Origin of the sequence: Synechococcus sp. BMK-MC-1, assembly GCF_014279955.1 — a bacterium.
In the GTDB taxonomy this organism is placed as follows: domain Bacteria; phylum Cyanobacteriota; class Cyanobacteriia; order PCC-6307; family Cyanobiaceae; genus Synechococcus_C.
Map to the genome: position 1 here is coordinate 746,293 of NZ_CP047939.1, position 23,433 is coordinate 769,725.

Here is a 23,433-nt window from a genome sequence, read left to right on the forward strand (position 1 = left end):
AATGGCGGTTAAGAGATTGTTAACGATGGATGCCCTTATTCGTTCTGGTGTTTCTGGCGTCGTTTGCAGGTGTCACCACCGTGAACGGCGGGGACGGTTGTGAGGCCACGGCCCATTACTTGGGAAGTTTTGACCCGGATCGCCAAAGGGTGAGCCTCTGCTCTGATGCTGCGAAGCAAGGGCAGCGATCCCTTGGCGAAGTGGCCCGTCATGAGTTTTTTCATGCCATTCAGCACCGTTTTGGTTATGGAGGCCAGGGGTTTCTGCCTGATGCTTTGCTGACGCCACTGGTGCGCCACGGCATGGACGATCGAGAAGTGATGACCGTGCTCAGCCTCTATCCGGAAGACGAAGTGAACGGGGAGCTGGAAGCACGGCTGGCCTCAAGGATCATTCCCAACGCGCTGATCGCCGGAGGCTTAATCAGTGGTGCGCTGATTCATGACGACAACGCCAGTGGACCCATTGGCAAGATTCGGGCATTTCTGCTGCCCCGTTAGCCATCGAAGCGTTGCTTGAGGGCTTCGCTCATGCGTAGGGCTAAGGCGATGGTGGTGAGCCCCGGGCCGACGCTTGGGCAACTCGGGAACACGCTGGAATCAGCGATGTAAAGGTTGTCGAGCTCGTGGGAACGACCATCGCCATCGACCACTGATGCAGCGGGATCGTCGCCCATGCGGCAGGTGCCGCAGGCGTACCCCACCACACTCAATGGCGCTTCCCCGCGGGGGTGTGTCGGCGCTTTGGTCACCACTTTGGTGATGGGATCCGCTTCGACGGCCGTCAAGGTGTCGATCCAGCGGTAAACAAGGCGGTCATGCGCCTCCCGATTGTTGTGCAGGTAATTGATGCGAATCTGATCATTGTTCAGCCACACTTTGTTGTGGGGGTCGGGAAGCACTTCCGTCATCGCCCACCAGGCCACTGAGCGGGAGGCCAGCCGTTCCAAGCCGAAATCAGGGATCAACTTGCTGACAAGGGACAGCACCGGTGGTGATTCGGCAAACAGGGCATCCTGCAGAACACCTCCAGCAGCCTGGATGTGACCGAGGGGGAAGCTCACATTTTTGTCACCCCAGTAGTAGTCATTCACGCCAAGCGAACGGGCATAACGACCGTTATTGCGTTCAGCTGCCAGTTGGAGAATCGAGGTGAGCTGAAGATTCATCAGATTCCGACCCACCTGATCGGACCCGTTGCTGAGGCCGCGGGGGTGCTTTTCACTGCTGGAGCGCAGCAGGATGGCTGCTGTGTTGATCGCTCCCGCCGCGAGCACAACAACATCCGCTGAGAACAACCAGGTTTCACCGTCTACGTCGGCTTCCACAGCTTTGACCTCGCGGCCGCTTGGGTTCACATGGAGCCGCACTACCCGGGCCATCGATCGCACCTCGAGCTTTTCGGAATCGGCGTTGTCAAGTCCGTACAGCTGGGCGTCACCGCTGGGGTCTTCCTGACTGCTCGACCAGCTCAAGGGCAGGTCGTAGGGCTGACAGCCTTGGCGCTTGAGCCCTTCCCGCAAGGGCTCAAGAAAGGGCATCAACGGTTTTGGTGCGTGGCCGAAGTCACCGTTGCGGGCCGGTTCGGTGGGGTCCACGCCCGATTTGCCGTGCACTTGATAAAGGTGTTCGGCCTGGTCATAAAAGGGGGCCAGGTGCTGGTAGTTGAAGGGCCAGCGTGGGGAAATACCGTTCTGAAGAGGGAGATCATCGAAGTCCTTCTCGCGCATGCGTTCGAGAACGGCCCCCCAAATCTTGGTGTTGCCCCCTAAGGCATAGGTGGTTTGTGGGGCGATCGGATCACCATCCGGTCCGAACCAGCGTTCGTTGCGTGGGTGATAGCGGTCCTTGCGGAAGAGATCAACATCAGCCACGTTCTGGTCGCTGAGGGCCATGGCTCCGCCACGTTCAAGCAGGAGCACCCGTCGGCCCTGTCGGCTCAGTGCCCCTGCCAGAGTTCCGCCCCCGGCGCCGCTGCCGATGACGATGATGTCGTAGTGGCGATCGTCGATGATCATGGCGGAAGTGTTGTATTGAAACCGGTTGATGCAGCGAAATCAGTTGGTGCGCTGCCACACGTAAATCAGCACAAAAAGGATGATCCAAATCACATCCACAAAGTGCCAGAACAGGCTCACCGCGGTGACGCCCATGTCTCCTTTCTCGTAGTTTCCCGGGCGGAAGGAGTGAAACAGCATCAACCCCATCAGGCCAATGCCTGTAATCACATGCAACCCATGGAATCCTGTTAGGAGGTAAAACGTTCCTCCAAAGACACCGCTGCCAAGGCCGAATTCCAGACTTGACCATTCAACATATTGACCATACACAAAATAAGCGCCCATCAGCATGGTGATAAACCACACGATTCGGAAGCCCCAGAGGTTGCCTTTATGGAGGTAGCGCTCGGCGAAATAGGCCACAAAGCTTGAGCTCACCAATACGATTGTGTTGATGAGTGGCATCCTCACTTCCAGGCCCTCAACGCCTGGAGGAAGCCATTCAGGGGATGTGATTTTAAACAGTGTAAATCCTGCAAAAAATGCCAGAAAGATGATGCTTTCCGAGCACAGAAAAATCACAAACCCCGTGAGGTTGTGGCCGGAGTGTTTGATGTATCCCGGCGTGTGATTGAGTTGTTGGGATGAATCCAAGCTGGTCATGGGTCAGGCCTCCTGGGCGCGTCGGATGTAAAACTCCTCATCGGCCACAAAGGGCTCATTCAGCCCGTAGCCATAGGGGTTGTTGAGAACGGTTGGAACATCGTCCTCGAAGTTCTCTGCCGGGGGTGGTGAGGGCAAAAGCCATTCCAGGCCGATAGCTCCCCATGGATTGGGGGGTGCCTTGGGCCCCCGTGCCCAGGAGCTCACCATGTTGAGAATGAAGGGAATCGAGGCTACCCCCAGAAGAAACGCGCCGATACTGGCAAGAACGTTCCAAATGGCGAATTCAGGGTCGTATGACGCCACCCGTCTGGGCATGCCAAGCAGTCCCGCCCAGTGCAGGGGGAGCCAGTTCAGCGTGCATCCGATGAAGGTGAGGGCAAAGTGAACCTTTCCCAGGCCTTCGTAGTACATATGACCAGTGAATTTCGGGAACCAGTGATAAACGGCGGCGAAGACGCCTAGCACGATGGCGTTGAAAATCACATAGTGAAAATGTGCCACAACGAAGTAAGTGTTCCCAACATGGATATCGATCGGCACGGTTCCCAGCATCACGCCGGTGATCCCAGCGAAAATGAAATTCAGCAAGCCACCCAGGCAGAAGAGCATGGGTGTGGTTAAACGAAGCTTTCCTCCCCAGAGTGTGGCGACCCATGCGAACACTTTGACCCCCGTCGGCACAGCAATGGTCATGGTGGTGAACATGAAGAGGATGCGCATCCAGTTCGGGGTGCCTGTGTAGAACATGTGGTGAACCCACACGATCAGCGACAGAAACACAATTCCGAACGAGGCCAGAGCCACAAACTTGTAGCCGAACAGCGGTTTACGCGCGTAGCAGGTGAAAACTTCGGAGAAAATGCCGAACACCGGGAGCACCATCACATACACCGCAGGGTGTGAGTAGAACCAGAAAAAGTGTTGGTAAAGAACAGGATCGCCGCCGCCTTCAGGTCGGAAGAAACTGGTCCCGAAACTCAGATCGAACAGCAACATGATGGCGCCACCCGTCAGTGCTGGAAGGCCGATCAGCTGAATCGTCTGGGCTCCCCAGGCTGTCCAGCAATACAGGGGCATCTTAAAAAAGCCCATGCCTGGGGCCCGCATTCTGATGATTGTGGTGACGAAATTGATGGCGCCGAAGATGGACGACACGCCAGAGAGTGCCACGGCAAGCAGCCAGAGCTGTTCTCCATTCACGAAGTGATTGAGAGGGTTCTGGATGCTGATCGGCGGGTAGGACCACCAGCCAGACTGCGCCGGTCCACCCGGAATGAAGAAACTTCCCATCAGCAGCAGAGCAAACACTGGCACAAGCCAGAACGCTGCTGCATTGAGCCTGGGAAAGGCCATGTCGGGCGCACCGATCATGGTGGGAATCAACAGATTGTTGAGACCATTCAGAACCGGGAAAAGAAAGAGGAACAGCATTACTGTTCCGTGCATTGTGTAGAGACCGTTGTAGACGCTGGGATCAACAAGATCAGCTGGTGGAGTGATCAGTTCACCCCGCATCACCATGGCCAGGAGCCCACCCACAAGCAGGAAAAGCAACGAGGTGGCGATGTATTGAATGCCAATCACCTTGGCGTCGGTGTTGAAGCTGAAAAAGCGCTTCCAGTTGTCTGGGGCCCCGGGCACGGGATGGGGCGCTTTGAGGATGCGTGGATCGAAATTGGTGGATGTCATGAATATCAGGCGTCGTGGGGGATCGAAGCGTCACCGGGGTCATTCACCATCGGTGGTGGTGCCGGAGGGACGGTCGCCCATCCTTTGTTCCCGTTGGCCAGTCGTTTGGCGTAGAGCGCATTGCCAGGGCTCAGACCAGGTTGCAGTGGTTGTTTCGCTGTTGCTGTCAGCCATTGGCTGTAGGAGTCTTCTGACTCAACGATCACGTCTGTTTGGTTCTGAGAGAAGTAAGCGCCACTAAACATGGCGTCCCTGAGTCGGAATCGTCCCTGTTTTGTGGGTGTGAGGCTGTAGGAAATCACACTGCCTGGAATGATGTCTTGCTTCAGTCGAAATGCTGGAACGTAAAAACTGTGATTCACATCTTCGCTGATCAATCGAAAATTAACGCGTTGATCAACGGGCAGGTGAAGTTCGGAACTCCTCGTTCCATCGGGGTAGATGAACTCCCAGCTCCATTGCCTTGAAATCACATCGATTGGCCCCACCGTTGCGCGTGGATCCACCTCGGCAACGGCCACAGGGTCAGTGCCGATGGCGTACTTGTGCTTAGGGCCAAGGGCATCGAGCTTGTCATTCACCTGCATGGAATAGATCGCAATCGCGAACACGATCACGGTTGGAATGATTGTCCAGGTGATCTCGAGTCGGTTGTTACCTTCAATCGGCTCGCCGTAACTTTCGTCGTACTTGGGCGCCCGATTGAACAGGAGCGTCCAGGCAATCACGGCGGTGAGTCCGAACCAGAGAAAGGAGCCAATGGCCGTTTCCAAGGCGAAAAGATCATCCACATAGGGCGCGGCGCTGGAGGCCTGGGGTGGGAACCAGCTGTAGGACCACTGGGCCATCTGAGCTGCCAGCGCCGTGTTGAGAGCGACCCCGATGGAAATGATCAGGATGGCCTTGATGTTCGGGCCTTTCCGATCCGTTGATGTGGTCATGGGAGCACCTCCTTGAGATCAGCGCCTGCGGCGATCAGTTGGTCGGCTGTGATGTGCACACCAAATTCGCTGGCAAGCCAGGCTCCGAGACTTCCGTGCACGCCCATCACAACCAGAATGAAAGCTCCGCTCGCGAGGTAGAGCCAGGTCACCTGGCGGCCGAGATCTTTTCTCCACACAAAACGCTGGTAACCACGCCAGATCGTCATGGCCACGATGATCAGCAGCAAGGCGACGCCGCCAAGCGCATGCCAGAGCATGGTGTCGATGGCGTTCTGACCGATCACACTGCGAATTCCTGGAAGAGGAACCGCCAGGAGCATCTCGTAGAAGCCTGCAGCCACCGTGAAAAAGGTGATCACACTGCAGGCCAAAACGTTGTACCAGCCCACATCGTGAAAGCCTGTGCGGGTAACAGGAAGGGCGAGAAAACGGAAAACCCTTTTCTCTAGTGGATAGAAGGCCCCTGCAAAATCAAAGGCGATGCCAATGGCAAACAGCCCAATCGTGAAGTGCACAAGATTGGGGTGAATCGGAATGGCGTAGGGAAGATCGTTGGCGCCGAGTTGCTCAACAATGTCGTTGATCGGTGAGGGGATGGCGATCAACGTCTGCATGGTGGGGAGGCTCATGAGACGGCTCCACTGCGAATTGCTTCGACAACAGGCACGGTGTGAAGCCCGTAAACCCAAACGAGCTTGTCGCCGAGATACACCTGGCAGAACACCAGGGTGGCCAGCACTCCATCAATCACGAGGAATCCCGAGGGCAGTGCTGTGGGATCCTTCTGCCGCACCACATAGCGCCAACCCGTGAGCAGGCCGAGCACACCAGCCAGCGACCAGCCGATTGTGCTGTGGTAGTTGAGAATGTCTCTGGAAGCCCCGTAGGGCATCGCCAGGCCTGCTTCAATTTGGCCGAAGATGATGGCGACAAAAATGGCCACGGTGGCCACAACAAGATTCCAGAAACTCACCTCGAAGAGGTTGCGGCGACGTGTCACGACACCCAAAACGTCGAACACAACAGTGATCAACGCCATGGCGATCACGAAGTGAACAACAATTGGATGAATGACATCCAACCAGGGAAGGTTCTTATCGTTGAGTGGTGGAAGCAATTCGAGCATCGGCAAGCGGAGCGACGCTCTTTAAGGATGATCAGCTTTCCCACAGCGGTCATCCTTTCGTGAACGAATGCACCATTCCGTGTGGGGATGCCGACTTGGGCGAGGTGTTGCCGATCACCTCACGGGCAAGTTGTTTTGTTTTTGTTTGCGTTTGAGTTGTCGCCAGTACACCCCTGCCTGAACGCTGATCATGACAATCACAGCAGGCAGAACCAGGCAGAGCATCACGATCCTGAACTCGTCCTGCCAGGTGGGCAAGGTGCGTGGCAGCACCTGGTCCACCACATAGAAGACGTACAGCGTCACCAGGATCCCGCCTTCGAGACGGGTGATCTGGCCGCGGGTCCAAAAAATCGGCAGGCAGGCCAGGGCGGCTAACACCATCACCGGCAGATCGCGCGCAATCAGCATTGGGCTCACTTGCAGACCGGCCCCACCAGCGGCTGCCACGGCGCTGGCCCCCAGCACCAGCAGCTGATTGAGCAGATTGCTTCCCACCACATTGCCGATCGCCAGATCCGTTCTGCCCTTCACGGCGGCCACCAAAGAGGTGATCAGTTCCGGCATGGAGGTCCCTGCTGACACGATCGTCAGACCGATCACGGCCTGACTCACACCCAAAAACGTGGCGGCTGCGCTGGCTCCATGCACCAGCACGCGCGATCCAACGCCCAGGAGGACGATTCCGACCACCAGCAGACCGATGGCACGGACAACGCCGCGTTTGCTTTGATCAGGATTCACCTCCGGTTCAGCTTCTTCCACACCTTCGGGTTCTTCCCGAGCCGTGCGGATTTCCCACACGGAATTGATCGCGAGGGCCAGAAGCAGAGCAAGCCCCGCCTGCCAGGTCACCCGACCTGCCGAGGCCATTCCCCAAACCGCAGCTGAGACTGCGATCAAAAGGGGGACATCCCTGCGCACCAGACGGCTTTCCACCCGTAGAGGCATTACCAGGGCGCTGCTGCCCAGCACCACCATCACGTTGAAAATGTTGCTTCCCACGACGTTGCTCACCGCGAGCGCATCAAATCCCTGGGTGACGGAGCTCAAGCTCACGAACAATTCCGGAGCACTGGTGCCCAATGACACAACCGTGAGGCCAATCACCAGCTGGGGAATGCCGAAGATCAGCGACAGGGTCACCGCGCCCTGAACAAACAATTCGCCGCCACCAAAAAGCAGGGCGATTCCCACCAGAACTTCCAGACAGGAGAGCAGAAAGGGAGGCATCGCTACCAGAAGCCAGACCTCATTGTGCGCTTTCGACCGTCACGTGCTCGTCCTTCAACCCAGGGTCCGATTCCCGTGGCGGGACTTAGCATCACCCCATTAATGGCCTGCTACGGCGTGTTTCTGAATCACATCAGCACCCGCAACATCCGGGGGGACGTCTTTGGGGGGGTGACGGCTGCTGTGGTGGCTCTCCCGATGGCACTGGCTTTCGGAGTGGCCTCCGGTGCAGGCGCCGCCGCTGGTTTGTGGGGTGCCGTGATCATCGGCCTGATGGCCTCGCTGTTCGGAGGAACGCCCACACTGATTTCTGAGCCCACAGGCCCGATGACGGTGGTGTTCACCGCTGTGATCCTGAGCTTCACAAGCCAGATTCCTGATCGCGGCACCGCTCTGGCGATGGCCTTCACCGTGGTGGTGCTGGCTGGTGTGTTCCAGATCCTGTTCGGATTTTTCCGTCTGGGGCGTTACATCACGATGATGCCTTACACCGTGATTTCCGGGTTCATGTCCGGAATCGGGGTGATCCTGGTGATTCTTCAGCTTGCCCCTTTTCTTGGACAGGACAGTCCAAGCGGGGGCGTGATTGGAACCCTGAGCAATCTTCCTGAGCTTGCTGCAGGAATTCAGCTGCATGAGCTCGGCCTGGCCGTGATCACACTGCTGATCCTCTGGTTCACGCCTGAACAGCTGAAGCGGTTTTGCCCTCCCCAGTTGCTGGCGTTGGTGATCGGAACGGTGCTGTCCCTAACGGTGTTCGGCGATGTGGGGCTCCGCCGAATCGGTGCGTTCACCGCTGAATTCCCCACCTTTCAAGCCCCCACGTTTTCTCTCGATCAGATCCGCTTGATGGTCGTGAATGGTGCGGTTCTGGGGATGCTCGGCTGTATTGATGCGCTGCTCACATCTGTTGTGGCTGACAGCCTTACCCGCACAGAGCACGACTCCAATAAAGAATTGATTGGTCAGGGTCTCGGCAATGTGATGTCGGGACTGTTTGGTGGTCTCCCCGGTGCTGGGGCAACGATGGGGACCGTGGTGAACATTCAGGCGGGCGGGCGATCGGCCCTTTCCGGCATCGTGCGCGCGCTGATCCTGATGCTGGTGATTCTGTTGGCGGCTCCGTTGGCGTCCCGCATCCCCCTGGCCGTTCTTGCCGGCATCGCCCTCAAGGTTGGTTTCGACATCATCGATTGGAGTTTTCTCAAGCGCGCCCATCACCTGTCGATCAAGGCGGCATGCATCACCTATGGCGTGATTGCGCTCACCGTTCTGGTGGATTTGATCTGGGCCGTGTTCATCGGGGTTTTCGTGGCGAATGTGCTCACGATTGAGCGCATGACGGCGCTCCAGTCCAAAGGGGTCAAAACCATCACCACGACCGATGATGACGTTGAACTTCCAGAGCAGGAGCAGGTCTTGCTCGACCAGGCCTCCGGGCGCCTGCTGCTCTTTCAGCTCACCGGTCCGATGATCTTCGGTGTGGCCAAAACGATCAGCCGCGAACACAACGCCATTGACGACTGTGAGGCTGTTTTGTTCGATCTGAGCGAAGTCTCCCACCTGGGCGTGACCGCTTCGTTGGCGCTGGAGAATGCCATCAAGGAAGCCATTGAAGTGGGCCGTGCTGTTTACCTTGTTGTGCTCTCCGGATCCACGCGGAACCGTCTGGAGAAGTTGAAGCTTCTCGACCTTCTCCCCGATCACCATGTAAGCGAGGATCGCGAAGAGATTCTCCGGCGTGCCGTCGGAGAGCTTCCCGTGCTTCAGGAGGTTTGACCATTGCAGGACAGTTCCAGCCAGCTGGTGATTCGCCGTCCTGACGACTGGCACGTGCACCTGCGGGATGGAGCCATGCTCAAGGCCGTCGCCCCGGCAACCGCCAGGGTGTTTGCAAGGGCAGTCGTGATGCCCAACCTGAAACCACCGGTCACCACAGTGGATCAGGCGCGCGCCTACCGGCAGCGAATCGTGGAGGCCGTGCCAGCAGACGTGAGATTTGAGCCGCTGATGACGGCCTATCTCACCGATCACATTGATCCAGCTGAGCTTGAGCGAGGTTTCAGTGAGGGCGTGTTCACTGCAGCCAAGCTCTATCCAGCCAATGCCACCACCAATTCAGCCGCTGGTGTGAGCGATCTGTCCAGGATCAGCAAGGTGCTGGAGCGAATGGAGGCTATCGACATGCCTCTGCTCATCCATGGAGAGGTCACTGATGCTGATGTGGATGTGTTTGATCGGGAAGCTGCATTCATCGAATCGCACTTGATTCCCCTGCGCCAGCGTTATCCATCCCTGCGCATCGTGCTTGAACACATCACCACGGAGCAGGCTGTCGATTTCATTCGCACTGAAAGTCTGGCTGGTGATTCGCGTCTAGCAGCCACGATCACGCCGCATCACCTGCATCTCAATCGCAACGCGATGTTCTTCGGTGGTTTGCGCAGCGACTTCTATTGCCTGCCGGTTGTGAAGAGGGAATGCCATCGACGCGCCTTGGTGAAGGCGGCCACCAGTGGCCTGTCCTGCTTCTTTCTGGGAACCGATTCAGCACCCCATCCGCGATCAGGCAAGGAATCGTCCTGTGGGTGTGCCGGCATCTTCAATGCGGTGCATGCACTTGAAAGCTATGCCGCTGTCTTCGAGCAGGAGGGGGCTCTTGAGCATCTTCAGGGATTTGCCAGTGAGCATGGGCCCCGTTTCTACGGTCTTCCCCTGAACAACGAATCCCTCAACCTTGTGAAACGCCAACAGACCGTTCCCAAGACCCTTGAAGACTCAGGGCTCGAAGCCGGTGAATGGCCAGTGCTGTTCCATGCCGGTGAAACGTTGAACTGGTCGGTGCATATCGATGGGCAAGCGGAGACGAACTGAATAGGGTTCGTGCAGGCGAACATTTCATTCCATGGGCGATCCCCAGATCCAGACTCCCGCCGCAGAGCAGTATTGGCATCTGTGGACGGATGCCGAGGGCATCAGTCGCCATCAGCTCTGCACGATCAGTGAGTTCAAGCTCGGCCGTCTCGGGCCGCGAAACTCACCACAGTTCTCCCGCGATCTGATCAAGGATGGCAATGCGTTCGTGACGTATCTGCCCGTGGGTTGGACAGCCGATTGGCATGAAAACCCTGAGCCCAAATGGATCTACATTCTGCGCGGAGCCTGGGCTGTCACGAGCATGGATGGTCAGCGGGTTGTTATGAAAGCTGGTGAATACTCCTATGGGGGAGATCAGGGTTGCGTGATGACATCCGATGGTCGTTTGGGCCACCTGTCCGAACAGGTTGGCGATGAACCGTGTGTGCAGTTGGTGATCCAGCGCAATGACGATGCCTGGCGCAATCTTCCCCCAGGCTCATTCAGCTGAAACAAGCGACCGCAGCGATGAACGTTTACCAAAGCGATTTCGTTGAAACAAGGCTTGAGGAGCTTGATCCTCGCTTCAGTTCTCTGGTCTTGTTCAATGCCCAGTTGGAACGACTGTTTGATGGTTGCCGATGGCTGGAAGGTCCTGTTTGGCTTGGTGATCAGCAGCGCCTTTTGGTTTCTGATATCCCCAACGACCGCATCCTGTCTTGGGATGAGGTGCACGGCTTGAGCGTGTACCGCCACAATGCAGGATTCCCGAATGGTCAGACGCGGGATCGCCAAGGACGTTTGCTGACATGCAGCCACCGCGATCGTGCCGTGTTGCGGACCGAGCACAACGGCAGAGTGACGTCGTTGGTGGACTCCCATCAGGGAAAGTCTCTCAACACACCCAATGATGTGGTGGTGAAACGGGACGGCACCGTCTGGTTTAGTGATCCGCTCTATGGGCTGGTGAATGATTACGAGGGCGGTCGGCGCTCGTCGTTGCAGGCTCCGGTGATTTACCGCTTTGACCCAGCGGATGGTTCATTGCAAGCCATGACCACACCAGATGAAGTGTCGGGTCCCAATGGTCTGGCCTTTTCGCCTGATGAGTCCCTGTTGTACGTCGTTGATACCGGTGCTCCGGATGATCCCGTTGCCGATCGACTGATTCATGTGTTTGATGTGGTGCAGGGTGGCCGGCTGCTCGAGGGACGGCGGGATTTCCACCGGGTGAACAACGGCAATGCCGATGGCATTCGTGTGGATGAGGTCGGCAATGTTTGGAGCAGCGCAGGCAATGGTGTGCACTGCATCGCTCCCGATGGAACCCTGTTGGGGCGCATTGCCACGCCGCGCCTCGTCAGCAATCTTTGTTTTGGCGGTGTTCATGGCAACCGACTGTTTCTGTGCAGTTGGGACACCGTGTATTCCATCCACGTCAACACCAGAGGGCTTCAGCATCCAGCCCTTCCTTGACCCAATGTCTCAACTCCCATGACCCCTCATCCTCAACTTGAAGCGTTTCTCAGCAAGGTGAAAGGTGATCCCGACCTGCTGAAACAGTTCCACTCCGCCGAATGCCTTAATGACATCGCTGCCATGGGGGCTGGGATGGGCTTTCAATTCAAAGGTGTGGACATTCTTTTGCACCAAGCCTCAGCCACGCTGAAGCTCTCTCCGGATGCCCTGGAAGCCCTGGCTGCAGGTGTGGAATTGGAAGGGCATCTCTGGAAGATGGCCATTCAATGGACCTGAGCTGATGCAGATGATTCCCTGCCTGGACCTCGCCGATTCCGAAGCGATTGTCTCCTCCGCGCTCCAGACGGCTGAACGCTCTGGGTCGCAGGTGTCGATTGCAGTGGTGGACGGGGCTGGACTGCTGATCCGTTTCAGTCGGATCGATGGCGCTTCAGCAGCGAGCGTTGAAGCGGCCATGGCCAAAGCGCGAACGGCCGCTTTGACAGGAAAGGACAGCGCCGCTGCCGAGCAGGCCATCGCCTCGGGGCGTCTGGCGTTGCTCTCGCTGCAGGGGGTTCTCCACCAGCCTTGTGCGCTGATGGCTGGTGGTCTTGTGCTGCGCTCCCAGGGCGTGGTGGTGGGGGCGATCGGCGTGTCTGGGATGACTCCTGATCAGGACCTTGCGATCGCCCGAGCCGGCGCGGACTGTTTTGCGCTCAGAGTCCAGGACTGCTCATCATGATGCCGCCGTCAGCAAACACGCTGGTGGCGGTCATGTAGCTGGCTCCATTGCTGGCGAGAAAGGCCACCACGGAAGCGATTTCTTCAGGCTGAGCCATGCGCCCCATGGGAATCGCTGCATTGAGCTTGGCCAAAAGCTCAGGATTGTTGATTGTGGAGTCGTTGATTGGCGTCGCCACGGCGCCAGGACCCACATTCACAATCGAGACTCCTTTGCTGGCCAGTTCCACCCCGGCGGTGCGGGTGAGCATGCGCACACCGCCTTTGGCCACGCAGTAGGGCGTGTTGTCAGGCATCGGCCAATCTTCATGGACCGATGAGATGTTGATGATCCTGCCGCCGCTGCCTTGGGCGATCATCTGTTTGGCTGCGAACTGCGTGGCGAAGAACACCCCACGGAGATTCACATTCATCACTCTGTCGTAGTCCTCGGGAGTGGTGTCGAGGATCGAGGTGCGGGTTTCGATGCCTGCGTTGTTCACCATCACGTCGATCTTTCCGAACGTCTTCACCGCAGTGTCGATGAGCCGTTGAAGATCATCCAGCTTGGCCACGTCGGCCTGCACACCAATGGCTTGGCCGCCCAGTTCGCCGATTTCTTCGATCAGCTCTTCGGTGCGTTCGGGATGGGATCTGTAGTCGATCACCACCTTCGCGCCCAGGCCGCCAACCGCTTCAACGATCGACTTGCCGATTCCGGAATTACCTCCGGTGACAACGATCACTTTGTCGCGAAGACAAAGGGATGTCATGGCCTTAGGGACCTGGTTGGTCATGGGGATGGGTGAGCAACCTTCATTGAATAGCGGGTTTTCGTCTGGCTTGCTGTGTTGTGTTGCGTCGCCTGGAACGCGCTAAGACGCCTTTAAAGCCCTTGGTCTGGCCATGTCTGACTCCCTTCAACTCTCCCCTGCAGTGGAAGGCGTGGCGTTTTCTCTGCCAGACCCGCAGGCGCTTGATCCACTGTTCAGCGCCCTTGGCGTCACTGACCATGGCAGCACGATGCTCGATGGCGCAGCGCTCCAGCGTCGTTTCGGCCTCAAGGAAGGACGGGCGACAGTGCATCACCATCGCCTCGGCTCCGAACGTCTCGACACCATCACCTTTGAGGACTGTGCTGCCGCAACGTCTTTCCAACCGGGCCCTGCCAACACCCTGTGGTTTCAGCACGTGGCCATCGTGGTGAGTGACATGAACCGTGCGGCTGCCTGTTTGATGCCGATGGTGTCACCCATTTCCGAGTCCCCCCAGTGGCTCCCCAACGGAGTGGCGGCATGGAAGTTCAGGAACGCGGCCGGCCATGCCATGGAACTGCTGTGGTTTCCTTCCGAACTGGGCCATCCCCGTTGGCATCAGTCGAATCCTCCGCTCTTTCAAGGGCTTGATCACACGGCGATCGCCATCGCTGACAGCGACCGCAGCCTTGACTTCTACGGTTGTGAACTCGGGCTTCAATTGCGTTACGCCACGCTCAATCAGGGGCTTGAACAACAGCGCTTGGATGGCCTGAAGGATCCCCGGGTTGCGATTCATGGTGTCAGTGGCTCCAGTCCCTGTGGGGTGGAGTTCCTTCGTTATTTGCACCCCGAGCCCTGCCAGCCAACAGCGGCGGCTCTGCAACCTCAGGATGCGTTGTATGCGCAAATCCTTTTGCGCGATCCGGATGCCGGGCACGGCCGATTGCTGCGTGACCCTGATGGTCATCGACTCTGGATCGAGTCTTAAGACAATCCTTAACGTTCCGGTTGGGCTCGGTTTCTAGCGTTCGTTAAACGCGTCCTGTCCGTTGGATCTCATCTCTCTGATTCTCCCCGCTGCGCCGACTGGGCCCGCTGCAGGGGGCTTGCTCTTGCTGCGTGTGTTCACGGGGCTGGTGTTCATTCGCCACGGATGGCCGAAGTTAAGCAACCTCGCGACCTGGGCTGCTGCGATGAACACTCCGGCATGGCTCTGCTTTCTCTCGGCGTTTTCGATGTGGGCCGGAGGGATTGCTCTGATCCTCGGCGTCCTCACGCCGCTTGCCGCATTGGCGATCGCTGTGTCGATGCTTTACGCCGTTGTGTTGGAGATCAAGAATGGATTTCCCTTCATCGCTCCTGATCCTTTTCAGATTCCGGAGGGAGATTATGTGGGCCCCATGGGAGTGGGCGACCCTCCGAGTTGGGAAAAGGCCGCCATGTACGTGGTGATGTGCGGTGTGCTGATCACCGCTGGAGGTGGTCCTTTCAGCCTTGATCTGGCTGTGGTTGCGCCCAAAGTTCAGGCTTGGCTGGGCTGATCAGCCCAGCCTCTCCTTGAGGTGATCCCCAACGCGGATGGCATTGGCAATCGCGGTGAGTGATGGGTTCACGGCCGAGCTGCTGGGGAAGAAGCTTGTATCCACGACATAGAGGTTGTCCACATCGTGGGTGCGGCAGTTGAGGTCCAGCACGGATGTGGCGGGATCGGTGCCGAAGCGGCAGGTCCCCATCTGGTGACCGACAGCTGCAATATCCATCGAAGAGGCGAAGTACACCTGACGTTCAGCCAGGTGATTCTGCAGATAAAGCTTGTCGAGAAGGCCTTCCAGTCTGTTGATCAGCTCCTGGGATGCCCGGTTGTTGGTCATGGTGTAGCTCAGCTTGATCTGGCCATGGGCATCCACGGTGACCCGGTTGTCGGGGCAGGGCAGGTCTTCGGTTTGCAACCAGAAATCAAGCGAATGCTCAGCGATGCGATCCATGCTCCAAGTGGGAGCGAGTGCCGTTAAACGCGGCTTGTAGCCCTTGATCATCGCTCCGTTGGTCTTGCCGGTCATCTGCACATTGCCCATCGGATAATCGAAGGCGTTGTCGCCGAAATACCAGTCGTTCACTGCGACGGTTTTCTGGAAGATTGTGGTGTTGGGCTCATGGGCAAGGGCCACAACGGCCTTGCAGTTATGGAACATGTAATTCCGTCCCACCTGATCGGAGCTGTTCGCCAGTCCTTTGGGATGGGCATCATTGGCCGACATCAGCAACAGTCGGGCAGAGTTCGCTGCTCCCGCTGAAATCACCACAATGTCTCCCCGGAAGCGGCGCTCTTCACCACGGTGATTCACAACAACCTCGGTGATCTCGCGACCGCTGGCGTCAGTCTTGAGCTTGCAGACTTCCGCTTCGGTCAGCAAAAATACGTTGTCGTGATCCAGGGCTGGACGCACACCCATCACCTCGGCATCGCCTTTGGCGTGCACGAGACAGGGGAAACCGTCGCAGCGATTGCAGCGCACACAGGCGCTGAACGCTGGATCCAGTTCGTTCATGGCCACGCCGGTTGGTGCATGGAACGGATGAAGACCGGCGGAGCGCAGATCAGTCACCAGTTTCTGCATCCGCGGTTCGTGGCTGATCGGTGCGTAGGGGTAAGGCGAGGACGCCGGTGGCTCGGTGGGATCCTCCCCTCGTTCGCCGTGCACGTGATACCACTCTTCGGCTTTGCGGTAGTAAGGCTCGAACACGTCGTATTTAAGGGGCCATTCCGGTGACTCACCGTCGACGTGAATCACCGATTCAAAATCTCTTTCGCGAAGGCGAAAGTGGGCTGCTCCATACATCTTGGAAGCACCACCAACGAAGTAATGACTCCCGGGTTGAAATTCCTTTCCGTTCTTGTCGAGCCAGGGATCGGTTGAGACGTAGCGATCCTTCTGAAAGACTTCAACTGGGTCCCAGTTTTGAGGTTCTCGGGGCAGCCAGCCACCTCGCTCCAGGATCAGAATCGAATGGCCTGCATCGGCCAGGGCCCGTGCCAGAGAGCCGCCACCAGCACCGCTGCCGATGATCACCACGTTGAAGTGATCGCCTTGAGGCTCCATCGGCGTCTGACGCTGCGCGGAGCAAGTGGCAAAATCCATCGGTGGCACTGAAAGCACTGTCTGAACGCTAGGTAGGGCGTTGGCCGACGTCAGGCGATGCGTGTTGAGCCAAACCGATTGAAGGGGATTAGGTCTGCCAACGATTCAGCTGGGTGATCATCTTGGCGACGATGGCGCTCCACCCTGTCTGATGACTGGCTCCGACCCCGGCGCCGCTGCAGCCATGGAAATATTCGTTGAAGAGGAAGAGATCACGCCACAGCGGATTCTGTTGAAACTGTTCAACAGGGCCATTGAAGGCGCGTCGTCCGTCGTCATCACGGCGGAAGATACCGATGAGGCGTTGTTCCAACTCAAGGGAAATTTGCCAGAGGTTGAGTTCCCTGCCGGATCCCGTCGGGAATTCCATTTTGAAATCGTCGCCGAAGAAATGACCGAATTTCTGAAGTGCTTCGATCAGCAGGTAGTTGATCGGCATCCAGATGGGACCGCGCCAGTTGGAGTTTCCTCCGAACATGGCGACGGGGCTGTCCGCCGGGCTGTAGCTGATCGTGGCGTAGTCGTCTCCCTGCTGGTAGGAGTAAGGATTTTTTTCGTAGATCTTCGAGAGGCTGCGAATGCCGTAGGGAGACAGGAATTCCTGCTCATCGAACACTCTGGTGAGAATCCGACGCAAGCGATCGGGAGGCACGATCGAAAACAACACCCGGTCCCGGTGCCATGTGCCGAGGTGCGTGATCGCATCAAAGGGGACCCCGCGCTCTTTCCCCAGTTCATTGAGGTAGCTGCGAACATCCAGGGCTGGAATTGAATCCACTGTCTGGGCATCAAAGGTGGCGATTGCCAGCAGTGGAATCAGCCCGCTCAGAGAGCGGGTGCGCAGGTAATCGGAGCTCCCGTCCGGCCGTTTCAGCACGTCGTAATAAAAACCATCCGCTTCATCCCAATTCACGAATCCACGCCCTGAGGGACTGTTGAGGGCATAGGTGAGCCGGCTGAAGTCGCTGACAAAGCGCTCGCATAAGCCTTTGTATTCCTCGCGATCACTCGCAAGCAGAACGCAGGCCTCCAGCATGTTGAGACTGAGCATTCCCATCCAGGCTGTGCCATCGGATTGCTCGATCCGACTGCCGTCTCTCAGGGGATAGCGGCGATCGAAGATGGCGATGTTGTCGAGCCCGAGGAAGCCGCCTTCGAACAGGCTGTCGCCGTTGCGATCCGTGCGGTTGGCCCACCAGCCGTATTCGAGCAGAAGTTCCCGCAGGCTGGCGCGAAGGAAGGGATAGTCCTTTTGCCCATGGCTGCGCTGGGAGATCTGGAAAATGCGCAGGCTTGCCCAGGCTCCGATCGGTGGATTGGCATCGGACAAGGCCCATTCATAGGCGGGGGATTGCCCGTTGTTGGCTGTCAGGCTCGCCTGTCGCAGCATGCGGGCCTGACGTTTCGCTTCGCCGGGGTCGAGTTCTGCGAATGCTACGGCGTGAACCATCAGATCCCACTGGCAGAAATAGGGATATTCCCAGCAGTCGGGCATCGAAATGATGTTGCGTGCACGCAGGGTCTTCCAGTAGGCGTTCTCTGTGTGCCAACGCTGCTCAGGTGGACGCGGAGCATTGCTGTCGCCGCGCAACCATCGGGCGACATACCAGTTGTAAAACTTGCGACACCAGAACAACCCGGCCGCGGCGGCGGCGTGAATCGCCCGGTCTTCCGTCCCCAGGCCCGGTGCGACCCACTGCAGGTGATCCTCCCAGTCCTGTCGGCGCTGGCGAATGACGGCGTCCACTTGATTGGACTCCATTGGATCTGGAGCCTTCGCTCCGTGATGGTCATGACGGCAGAGGCGCAGATCGACCTGCCAGACCTCGCCGGGGTCGAGACGGCGCTGGAGATGAAGCGCCGCTTTGCTGCCCTCGCCGCTTGGGTTGACAGCACCTGCCTCCCCTTCAATCAGATACCGGTGAAAGGCATCCTTCACATAAGGCTGGCGAAGCGGTTGGTTGTAAAGGCGCTCGGTGTTGGTTTCATTCTCCGTGAACAGCCAGCTGCCCTGCTCGCTGCAGCTGAGGTTGTAAGACGCCAACCCTTTCAATGCGTCACTCACTACGGCATCGCCTGCAACACGAAGTCGTGGCCGCGCACTGTCTTCATCACCCCAGTCCCAGGTGTTGCGGAACCAGAGACTGGGAAGCAGATGAAGATCCGCGGCTTCTGATCCCTGGTTGGTCACCGTGAGGCGGATCAGCAGATCCTCCGGAGAGACCTTCGCGTATTCGACGCCGAGATCGAAGAAGCGATTGTCTGAGAAAATTCCGGTGTCGACCAACTCGAATTCAGGCTCATCCCGGCTGCGGCGTCGGTTCTCATCCCGCAGCCGTTCGTAGGGAAAGCGTTCCTGTGGATAGCGATAGAGGGCCTTGGCGTAGCTGCACGTGGGTGTGCCCGCCAGGTGGTACATCGTGTCTTTCAGGTCTTCACCGTGGTTCCCTTCAGGGTTCCCTAAACCGAACAGGCGTTCCTTGAGCACAGGGTCTTTCCCGTTCCAAAGCACGGGAGCGAAGCAGAGCAGACCGTTTTCATCGCTGAGTCCGAGCAGGCCATCTTCTCCCCAGCGATAGGTGCGCAGATGACTGTGATCGAAAGGAAAGGAGTTCCAGGCATTGCCATCGCCTGAATAATCTTCACGGACGGTTCCCCATTGGCGATCGCTGAGATAGGTCCCCCAGAGGTCCCAGGGTTTCAACCCTTCATCCCTTTCCCTGGATCGAACCAGCTCCAGAGGCTCTTCGCCCAATTGGGCCGTGGAGATGACGGACGTGGTCATGCGTTGCTCTGAACCCTTGCCCCAGAACGTAGAGGGGGATTCAAAGACTGCCCATGGGATCGTGTCGGATCGACAGGTCGGCCGGATGGGGGCGGGGGGACTTGAACCCCCACAGGATTTTCATCCCAAACGATTTTAAGTCGCGTGCGTCTACCGATTCCGCCACGCCCCCGGAAACCACTGGTTCCGATCCGGCATCCTAGATTCCCCTTGCTCAGGAATCATCAGTGACGATGGAGACGCTTCTGAACGCCATTCCCCAGGAGACTCTCCTCGTGATCGGTGCCTACGGTGCCCTCGGAGCGGCGTATCTCGTGGTGATCCCGCTGTTTCTTTATTTCTGGATGAACCGTCGCTGGACGGTGATGGGAAAACTGGAGCGGCTGGGGATCTATGGACTGGTGTTTCTGTTCTTCCCCGGGCTGATTGTGTTCGCGCCGTTCCTGAATTTGCGGATGAGCGGTCAAGGAGACGTTTGATTTGACGCGAGCAGGAGTTTTGTCGCTGGGCGCCGCCCTGCTTGTGGCTGGAGCCCTCGGCTACGCGGGCTTTCAGGCCTTGGGCTTGAAGGGATTTTCTGCTGGAATTGCCGCCGAAGCCCTTTTGGTGCTCGTGGTTGTTGTGTGGACAAGCAGCTATCTCTTCCGGGTGATCACCGGTCGGATGACCTACATGCAGCAACGGCGCAACTACAGAGCGGAGTACGACGCTCTCACCGATCAGCAGTTGCAGGCGCGTTTCGATGCCATGAGTCCAGAAGAACAAGCGGCTTTATTGGCTTCAGTCTCTGGTGAGAAGCCTGAGGAATCCCAGGACAAGGTTTCTTCCGACTCGTAGGCTCGCTGCCATCACATTGTCAGATTCTGCGATGCAGCCTTCGTCACGAATCGCCGAGGTCTTCGCCCAGACCGCTCGTGAGCAGCGCCTCGCACTGATGCCTTTCATCGTGGCTGGCGATCCGAATCTGGAAACAACAGCCGATATCTTGCTCAGCCTTCAGTCCAATGGTGCTGATGTGGTTGAACTGGGAATTCCTTACAGCGATCCACTGGCGGATGGTCCGGTGATCCAATCCGCTGCCTATCGAGCATTGGCTCAGAACACCACGCCATCGAATGTGCTCACCATGCTGCGTGGTCTGCGCGATCGTCTGACCATGCCAGTTGTGCTGTTCACCTACAGCAATCCTCTGCTGAACCGTGGTGCAGAAGCATTCTTCGCTGAGGCTGCAGATGCAGGCGTGGCTGGATTGGTGGTGCCCGATCTTCCCTTGGAGGAGGCGGAACGTTTGTCGCCACTCGCTGCTGAGCAGGGCCTGGATCTTGTGCTGCTGGTGGCCCCCACCACTCCAGGCGATCGTCGGCGCAGGATCGCAACATCCAGCCGTGGATTTACCTATCTAGTCAGTGTTACAGGCGTGACCGGTGAACGTGCTTCTCTTCAGGATCGCGTGGCAGAGCTGGTGCTTTCGCTAAAGGGATTGGAGGCTGGACCTGTTGCGGTTGGCTTCGGAATTTCTGGGGCTGATCAGGTGCGTCAGGTGCGTGAGTGGGGAGCTGATGGCGCCATCATTGGCAGTGCCCTCGTTAAAAGAATCGCCGCTGCACAACCTGGTTGTGCAGCGGCGGAAGCAGGTGAATTTTGCCGGGAGCTGCGCAAGGCAGCCGGCTGATCATCACTCTTCGTCTTCGTCGGTGCCGCCGACGGGGACGAGGCGAATCTGCTTGCGGCCAAGCTTAATTTCGAACTCATCACCAGGCTTGAGATCGAGCATGGCTGTGTAGGCCTTACCGATCAACAGATTGCCGTTGCCTTGAACGGTGGCGACGTAGGAAAGCTTGCGACCGCCTTTGCCGATTCCGCCAACGCCGGTAGCACCGAGATTCACTCCCTTGGCTTCGAGCAGTGCTTCATAGAAGGCGGTGAAGTTGAGGCGCTCCCCACCATCCTTCTTGTTGGACACATAACCGCAGGCACGGACGAGATCAGACTTGCTGACATCACCCAGCTCTTTCACTTTGTTCAGCAGGTCAGCACCTGTAAGCATGGTCGTTGAAAACATCTACTCATTGAACATAGCGCTTGATGTGCAGCATGTGCCATCCTTTCCCTTGGATTTGTACCAACTGAGCAAGCAACCTATGGCGCGTTTCGTTCTTTGGGGTCTGTACTGCGAAGATGCTCTTCAGAAAAGAGTGCCGTTTCGTGATGAGCATCTAGCTCGTCTTCAAAGTCTCAAGGACGAGGGCACCTTGATCACCTTGGGTCCAACGGAGGCCAGCACTCACGTGTTCGGGGTGTTCGAATCCGAGAGTGAATCAGCTGTTCGTGCGCTGCTCGAAGCCGACGTCTATTGGCGGGAGGGTATCTGGACGCGTTTGGATGTTTATCCCTGGATCCAGGCGTTTTGAGCCTGAAGCCATACCCAATCGCCAACAACCTGCTCGTTTCCCTCGCCGAGGGCATCGCCATAACCACTCATCTGGCCGATTCCCTCCTTGGCGATCGCTGCAATTGCTTCTGGATTGTCCAGGCCTCGTTTGGAAAGATCCTTCAATTTCAGTGAACGGCCGCGGCGAATGATGTTCCCGCCGTTGGGGTGACAACCAGCACAGTGAAGATCAAACAGCTGGGCGCCATCGCTCGAGAGGGCGCCGACGCTTTCGACGGGCAAGGCAAGCGCGATGAGCAGACCAGCGACAATCAACAGTGCTCGCATTGCCGAAAACCCTTCAAGGGTTCTCAGTCTGCCTTTGAGGCCGTGTCATTCATCTGGTGGGACCGTTGATAGCGGAGCACCAGATCCTCAGGGGAGCGGTAGCTCTGAGGAAGTGAACGATGCAGCCGTTGGAGATAGTCCCAGCAAATCGTGCGCTGAATGGCCGTCATGGATCGCCCTTCAGAAACAAGGCGACGCAGCGCTTGGCAATAGCTTGAAAATCCTGCTTCCAGATCACCAATCGTGAGCGTGCGACTTGAGGCGGTCATGACCGGATCTGTCAGGTTCCCCTGACTTTCGTGGCGTCATGGCCATTTCGTCTGTTGCCAAGATCACGAGATTGCTACGGATGTCATGGCAGAAGAGGATCTGCAGCGGTTTCTGGAGAAGGTGAAGGCGCTCAATGCTCTCGTTGCACGTCTCGAGAGCGATCCTGCTTCGCGCCAGCAGTTCGCTGCTTGCTCGGATCACAACGCCGTGGTGGCGCTGGCCTCAGCGTGGGGATTTGAGATCGGACGGCGTTGGGGTGAAGCGTCGTTCAGTGGGCCATCGCCCTCAACGGCGACGTCGAATCTTCTGGCGGACGCCGAGATTCTTCCTGGTGAGGAGCAGGAGGACGTTCTCTGCAGCGGCGCTGATTGGAGGTTGGTGGTCATCCGCTCCAATGCTGCGAGCACTCCCGCTGGCTGCTGGTACGACCAGAGTGAAAACGAATGGCTGACGTTGCTGAAGGGAAGCGCTCTTCTGCGTCTGGCAGATCCTGACCAGTTGGTGGATCTCAGTGTTGGCGACCAGTTGCTGCTTCCGGCTGGTCGTCGCCATCGGGTGGAGCGCACTGATCCCCATCCAGGTACAACCTGGCTTGCTCTGTACTGGACTGATGCTTGCGCGTCGACTCACCAGGCTGCATCGAGCGTTTGACCAGCCAGTAAGCGCCTGCAAGAGCGATTGAGGAAATGCCTAGACCAATCAGCAGCTGGGGTTTGTTTTCCGATCCCGCTGGCAGCACGATCACTTTGCGGGCGACGGCGGTTAAGGCTGTCACGAGAACCAGTTCGATTTGAACCACGTGACGCCGCAGGTAACTGGTGATGTTCTGCAGCACCTCCAAAGCGATCAGAACAGTGAGCAGATCTCCCAGAACTCGGATCAGCCCGTCGCCGAGCCAGTACGCGTCCTGATCGGTGTTAATCAGGGCGAGTGTGACTTTGACAGTGAGTTGAACCAGGGCTGCAACGATGACCACTGCTGTGATCACGGTGAGAAGCATGGCGACTTGTTTTTCGCCCTGATCAACCCACTGCAGAAAACTGCGGCGCTGGCGACGAAACTCAGGCATG

General features: G+C 57.7%; 27 protein-coding genes, 1 tRNA gene and 1 pseudogene. 14 read left to right on the plus strand and 15 right to left on the minus strand.

The window, feature by feature from the left end; genetic code table 11:
* Positions 1 to 29 precede the first annotated feature (29 nt).
* Positions 30 to 500 (plus strand): hypothetical protein, encoded by a 471-nt coding sequence (locus SynBMKMC1_RS03990; RefSeq protein WP_186472789.1) that lies wholly within the window; start codon positions 30 to 32, stop codon positions 498 to 500.
* Here the strand turns inward: SynBMKMC1_RS03990 and SynBMKMC1_RS03995 are convergent.
* From SynBMKMC1_RS03995 to SynBMKMC1_RS04025, 7 genes are all read right to left on the minus strand, one after another.
* Positions 497 to 2,017, minus strand: a complete 1,521-nt coding sequence (locus tag SynBMKMC1_RS03995) for a GMC oxidoreductase (RefSeq protein WP_186472790.1) — start codon at positions 2,015 to 2,017, stop codon at positions 497 to 499. The genes SynBMKMC1_RS03990 and SynBMKMC1_RS03995 overlap by 4 nt on opposite strands.
* A 39-nt stretch (positions 2,018 to 2,056) precedes the next feature.
* Positions 2,057 to 2,662, minus strand: a complete 606-nt coding sequence (locus SynBMKMC1_RS04000; protein WP_186472791.1) for a heme-copper oxidase subunit III — start codon at positions 2,660 to 2,662, stop codon at positions 2,057 to 2,059.
* Positions 2,663 to 2,665: 3 nt separating this feature from the next.
* On the minus strand, positions 2,666 to 4,354 hold the full coding sequence (locus tag SynBMKMC1_RS04005; protein ID WP_186472792.1) for a cbb3-type cytochrome c oxidase subunit I: 1,689 nt from the start codon (positions 4,352 to 4,354) through the stop codon (positions 2,666 to 2,668).
* A gap of 5 nt (positions 4,355 to 4,359) precedes the next feature.
* Positions 4,360 to 5,295, minus strand: a complete 936-nt coding sequence (locus tag SynBMKMC1_RS04010) for a cytochrome c oxidase subunit II (RefSeq protein WP_186472793.1) — start codon at positions 5,293 to 5,295, stop codon at positions 4,360 to 4,362.
* A complete protein-coding gene (locus SynBMKMC1_RS04015; protein ID WP_186473314.1) occupies positions 5,292 to 5,912 on the minus strand; it encodes a DUF2231 domain-containing protein in 621 nt (206 codons plus the stop codon). Before SynBMKMC1_RS04015 ends, SynBMKMC1_RS04010 begins: the two co-directional genes overlap by 4 nt.
* An 11-nt stretch (positions 5,913 to 5,923) precedes the next feature.
* Positions 5,924 to 6,424, minus strand: a complete 501-nt coding sequence (locus SynBMKMC1_RS04020; RefSeq protein ID WP_011932626.1) for a DUF2231 domain-containing protein — start codon at positions 6,422 to 6,424, stop codon at positions 5,924 to 5,926.
* A gap of 114 nt (positions 6,425 to 6,538) precedes the next feature.
* Entirely contained in the window at positions 6,539 to 7,657 is a 1,119-nt protein-coding gene (locus SynBMKMC1_RS04025) for a calcium/sodium antiporter (RefSeq protein WP_186472794.1), read from the minus strand.
* 102 nt (positions 7,658 to 7,759) lie between these two features.
* Here SynBMKMC1_RS04025 and SynBMKMC1_RS04030 point away from each other — a divergent pair, with 102 nt between their 5' ends.
* Genes SynBMKMC1_RS04030 through SynBMKMC1_RS04055 form a run of 6 tightly spaced genes read left to right on the plus strand, consistent with a single transcriptional unit; the run spans position 7,760 to position 12,713 of the window.
* Positions 7,760 to 9,436, plus strand: a complete 1,677-nt coding sequence (locus tag SynBMKMC1_RS04030; protein ID WP_186473315.1) for a SulP family inorganic anion transporter — start codon at positions 7,760 to 7,762, stop codon at positions 9,434 to 9,436.
* Between the two features lie 3 nt (positions 9,437 to 9,439).
* On the plus strand, positions 9,440 to 10,531 hold the full coding sequence (pyrC, locus tag SynBMKMC1_RS04035; RefSeq protein WP_186472795.1) for a dihydroorotase: 1,092 nt from the start codon (positions 9,440 to 9,442) through the stop codon (positions 10,529 to 10,531).
* A gap of 31 nt (positions 10,532 to 10,562) precedes the next feature.
* Complete coding sequence (locus SynBMKMC1_RS04040) at positions 10,563 to 11,024, plus strand: cupin domain-containing protein (protein WP_186472796.1); 462 nt, start codon at positions 10,563 to 10,565, stop codon at positions 11,022 to 11,024.
* 17 nt (positions 11,025 to 11,041) lie between these two features.
* The gene (locus SynBMKMC1_RS04045) at positions 11,042 to 11,989 is read left to right on the plus strand and encodes an SMP-30/gluconolactonase/LRE family protein (RefSeq protein WP_041428406.1); all 948 of its coding nucleotides are present in this window, start codon (positions 11,042 to 11,044) and stop codon (positions 11,987 to 11,989) included.
* An 18-nt stretch (positions 11,990 to 12,007) separates the two neighbouring features.
* Complete coding sequence (locus tag SynBMKMC1_RS04050; RefSeq protein ID WP_011932632.1) at positions 12,008 to 12,268, plus strand: Nif11-like leader peptide family natural product precursor; 261 nt, start codon at positions 12,008 to 12,010, stop codon at positions 12,266 to 12,268.
* A 4-nt stretch (positions 12,269 to 12,272) separates the two neighbouring features.
* Positions 12,273 to 12,713, plus strand: a complete 441-nt coding sequence (locus SynBMKMC1_RS04055; RefSeq protein WP_186472797.1) for a heme-binding protein — start codon at positions 12,273 to 12,275, stop codon at positions 12,711 to 12,713.
* On the opposite strand, the gene SynBMKMC1_RS04060 is transcribed toward SynBMKMC1_RS04055, so the two are convergent.
* Complete coding sequence (locus SynBMKMC1_RS04060) at positions 12,688 to 13,464, minus strand: SDR family NAD(P)-dependent oxidoreductase (protein ID WP_186473316.1); 777 nt, start codon at positions 13,462 to 13,464, stop codon at positions 12,688 to 12,690. The genes SynBMKMC1_RS04055 and SynBMKMC1_RS04060 overlap by 26 nt on opposite strands.
* A 133-nt stretch (positions 13,465 to 13,597) precedes the next feature.
* Between SynBMKMC1_RS04060 and SynBMKMC1_RS04065 the strand changes: the two genes are divergently transcribed.
* Both SynBMKMC1_RS04065 and SynBMKMC1_RS04070 read left to right on the plus strand, forming a co-directional pair.
* The gene (locus tag SynBMKMC1_RS04065; RefSeq protein WP_255486291.1) at positions 13,598 to 14,437 is read left to right on the plus strand and encodes a VOC family protein; all 840 of its coding nucleotides are present in this window, start codon (positions 13,598 to 13,600) and stop codon (positions 14,435 to 14,437) included.
* 61 nt (positions 14,438 to 14,498) lie between these two features.
* Entirely contained in the window at positions 14,499 to 14,990 is a 492-nt protein-coding gene (locus SynBMKMC1_RS04070; protein WP_041428409.1) for a DoxX family protein, read from the plus strand.
* Here SynBMKMC1_RS04070 and SynBMKMC1_RS04075 read toward each other — a convergent pair whose 3' ends face one another.
* From SynBMKMC1_RS04075 to SynBMKMC1_RS04085, 3 genes are all read right to left on the minus strand, one after another.
* Positions 14,991 to 16,589, minus strand: coding sequence for a GMC oxidoreductase (locus SynBMKMC1_RS04075; RefSeq protein WP_011932637.1), 1,599 nt, complete (start codon positions 16,587 to 16,589; stop codon positions 14,991 to 14,993).
* 88 nt (positions 16,590 to 16,677) lie between these two features.
* The gene (locus SynBMKMC1_RS04080) at positions 16,678 to 19,374 is read right to left on the minus strand and encodes a glucosidase (protein ID WP_186472798.1); all 2,697 of its coding nucleotides are present in this window, start codon (positions 19,372 to 19,374) and stop codon (positions 16,678 to 16,680) included.
* A gap of 86 nt (positions 19,375 to 19,460) precedes the next feature.
* Positions 19,461 to 19,546: transfer RNA gene (locus SynBMKMC1_RS04085), tRNA-Leu, on the minus strand.
* Positions 19,547 to 19,607: 61 nt separating this feature from the next.
* Between SynBMKMC1_RS04085 and SynBMKMC1_RS04090 the strand changes: the two genes are divergently transcribed.
* The 3 genes from SynBMKMC1_RS04090 to trpA are packed head-to-tail and all read left to right on the plus strand — an operon-like array spanning position 19,608 to position 21,046.
* Positions 19,608 to 19,853 (plus strand): NAD(P)H-quinone oxidoreductase subunit L, encoded by a 246-nt coding sequence (locus tag SynBMKMC1_RS04090; RefSeq protein WP_186472799.1) that lies wholly within the window; start codon positions 19,608 to 19,610, stop codon positions 19,851 to 19,853.
* A 1-nt stretch (position 19,854) separates the two neighbouring features.
* Positions 19,855 to 20,211 carry a DUF3007 family protein gene (locus tag SynBMKMC1_RS04095; protein WP_041428412.1) on the plus strand — a complete coding sequence of 119 codons (357 nt, stop codon included), beginning with the start codon at positions 19,855 to 19,857 and terminating at the stop codon, positions 20,209 to 20,211.
* Positions 20,212 to 20,242: 31 nt separating this feature from the next.
* A complete protein-coding gene (trpA, locus tag SynBMKMC1_RS04100) occupies positions 20,243 to 21,046 on the plus strand; it encodes a tryptophan synthase subunit alpha (protein WP_011932641.1) in 804 nt (267 codons plus the stop codon).
* Between the two features lie 3 nt (positions 21,047 to 21,049).
* Here the strand turns inward: trpA and SynBMKMC1_RS04105 are convergent, their stop codons facing one another.
* Positions 21,050 to 21,421, minus strand: coding sequence for an AbrB family transcriptional regulator (locus SynBMKMC1_RS04105; protein ID WP_011932642.1), 372 nt, complete (start codon positions 21,419 to 21,421; stop codon positions 21,050 to 21,052).
* Between the two features lie 94 nt (positions 21,422 to 21,515).
* On the opposite strand from SynBMKMC1_RS04105, the gene SynBMKMC1_RS04110 reads away from it, so the two are divergent.
* Complete coding sequence (locus SynBMKMC1_RS04110; protein ID WP_011932643.1) at positions 21,516 to 21,785, plus strand: YciI family protein; 270 nt, start codon at positions 21,516 to 21,518, stop codon at positions 21,783 to 21,785.
* Here the strand turns inward: SynBMKMC1_RS04110 and SynBMKMC1_RS04115 are convergent.
* Together SynBMKMC1_RS04115 and SynBMKMC1_RS04120 are read right to left on the minus strand one after the other, a co-directional pair.
* On the minus strand, positions 21,761 to 22,093 hold the full coding sequence (locus SynBMKMC1_RS04115) for a c-type cytochrome (protein WP_186472800.1): 333 nt from the start codon (positions 22,091 to 22,093) through the stop codon (positions 21,761 to 21,763). The genes SynBMKMC1_RS04110 and SynBMKMC1_RS04115 overlap by 25 nt on opposite strands.
* Before the next feature lie 23 nt (positions 22,094 to 22,116).
* Positions 22,117 to 22,362: a DUF3136 domain-containing protein gene (locus tag SynBMKMC1_RS04120; RefSeq protein WP_011932645.1), complete on the minus strand. Its 246-nt coding sequence runs from the start codon at positions 22,360 to 22,362 to the stop codon at positions 22,117 to 22,119.
* Positions 22,363 to 22,447: 85 nt separating this feature from the next.
* Between SynBMKMC1_RS04120 and SynBMKMC1_RS04125 the strand changes: the two are divergent.
* Positions 22,448 to 22,909 (plus strand): annotated as a pseudogene (locus SynBMKMC1_RS04125) (Nif11 domain/cupin domain-containing protein); the annotation flags it as partial.
* Here SynBMKMC1_RS04125 and SynBMKMC1_RS04130 read toward each other — a convergent pair.
* Positions 22,872 to 23,432: a phosphate-starvation-inducible PsiE family protein gene (locus tag SynBMKMC1_RS04130; RefSeq protein WP_255486294.1), complete on the minus strand. Its 561-nt coding sequence runs from the start codon at positions 23,430 to 23,432 to the stop codon at positions 22,872 to 22,874. The pseudogene SynBMKMC1_RS04125 and the gene SynBMKMC1_RS04130 overlap by 38 nt on opposite strands.
* Position 23,433: the final 1 nt, after the last annotated feature.

Excerpts from the sequence above, each read along its gene's own strand:
- SynBMKMC1_RS04090 (WP_186472799.1), top strand. The coding sequence starts at position 19,608 with ATGGAGACGCTTCTGAACGCCATTCCCCAGGAGACTCTCCTCGTGATC.
- SynBMKMC1_RS04060 (WP_186473316.1), bottom strand. The coding sequence starts at position 13,464 with ATGACATCCCTTTGTCTTCGCGACAAAGTGATCGTTGTCACCGGAGGT.
- SynBMKMC1_RS04045 (WP_041428406.1), top strand. The coding sequence starts at position 11,042 with ATGAACGTTTACCAAAGCGATTTCGTTGAAACAAGGCTTGAGGAGCTT.
- SynBMKMC1_RS04020 (WP_011932626.1), bottom strand. The coding sequence starts at position 6,424 with ATGCTCGAATTGCTTCCACCACTCAACGATAAGAACCTTCCCTGGTTG.
- SynBMKMC1_RS04005 (WP_186472792.1), bottom strand. The coding sequence starts at position 4,354 with ATGACATCCACCAATTTCGATCCACGCATCCTCAAAGCGCCCCATCCC.
- SynBMKMC1_RS04105 (WP_011932642.1), bottom strand. The coding sequence starts at position 21,421 with ATGCTTACAGGTGCTGACCTGCTGAACAAAGTGAAAGAGCTGGGTGAT.
- trpA (WP_011932641.1), top strand. The coding sequence starts at position 20,243 with ATGCAGCCTTCGTCACGAATCGCCGAGGTCTTCGCCCAGACCGCTCGT.
- SynBMKMC1_RS04080 (WP_186472798.1), bottom strand. The coding sequence starts at position 19,374 with ATGACCACGTCCGTCATCTCCACGGCCCAATTGGGCGAAGAGCCTCTG.
- SynBMKMC1_RS04025 (WP_186472794.1), bottom strand. The coding sequence starts at position 7,657 with ATGCCTCCCTTTCTGCTCTCCTGTCTGGAAGTTCTGGTGGGAATCGCC.
- SynBMKMC1_RS04015 (WP_186473314.1), bottom strand. The coding sequence starts at position 5,912 with ATGCAGACGTTGATCGCCATCCCCTCACCGATCAACGACATTGTTGAG.
- SynBMKMC1_RS04000 (WP_186472791.1), bottom strand. The coding sequence starts at position 2,662 with ATGACCAGCTTGGATTCATCCCAACAACTCAATCACACGCCGGGATAC.
- SynBMKMC1_RS03995 (WP_186472790.1), bottom strand. The coding sequence starts at position 2,017 with ATGATCATCGACGATCGCCACTACGACATCATCGTCATCGGCAGCGGC.
- SynBMKMC1_RS04010 (WP_186472793.1), bottom strand. The coding sequence starts at position 5,295 with ATGACCACATCAACGGATCGGAAAGGCCCGAACATCAAGGCCATCCTG.
- SynBMKMC1_RS04075 (WP_011932637.1), bottom strand. The coding sequence starts at position 16,589 with ATGGATTTTGCCACTTGCTCCGCGCAGCGTCAGACGCCGATGGAGCCT.
- SynBMKMC1_RS04040 (WP_186472796.1), top strand. The coding sequence starts at position 10,563 with ATGGGCGATCCCCAGATCCAGACTCCCGCCGCAGAGCAGTATTGGCAT.
- SynBMKMC1_RS04065 (WP_255486291.1), top strand. The coding sequence starts at position 13,598 with ATGTCTGACTCCCTTCAACTCTCCCCTGCAGTGGAAGGCGTGGCGTTT.
- SynBMKMC1_RS04130 (WP_255486294.1), bottom strand. The coding sequence starts at position 23,432 with ATGCCTGAGTTTCGTCGCCAGCGCCGCAGTTTTCTGCAGTGGGTTGAT.
- SynBMKMC1_RS04050 (WP_011932632.1), top strand. The coding sequence starts at position 12,008 with ATGACCCCTCATCCTCAACTTGAAGCGTTTCTCAGCAAGGTGAAAGGT.
- SynBMKMC1_RS04110 (WP_011932643.1), top strand. The coding sequence starts at position 21,516 with ATGGCGCGTTTCGTTCTTTGGGGTCTGTACTGCGAAGATGCTCTTCAG.
- SynBMKMC1_RS04115 (WP_186472800.1), bottom strand. The coding sequence starts at position 22,093 with ATGCGAGCACTGTTGATTGTCGCTGGTCTGCTCATCGCGCTTGCCTTG.
- SynBMKMC1_RS03990 (WP_186472789.1), top strand. The coding sequence starts at position 30 with ATGCCCTTATTCGTTCTGGTGTTTCTGGCGTCGTTTGCAGGTGTCACC.
- SynBMKMC1_RS04055 (WP_186472797.1), top strand. The coding sequence starts at position 12,273 with ATGCAGATGATTCCCTGCCTGGACCTCGCCGATTCCGAAGCGATTGTC.
- SynBMKMC1_RS04120 (WP_011932645.1), bottom strand. The coding sequence starts at position 22,362 with ATGACCGCCTCAAGTCGCACGCTCACGATTGGTGATCTGGAAGCAGGA.
- SynBMKMC1_RS04030 (WP_186473315.1), top strand. The coding sequence starts at position 7,760 with ATGGCCTGCTACGGCGTGTTTCTGAATCACATCAGCACCCGCAACATC.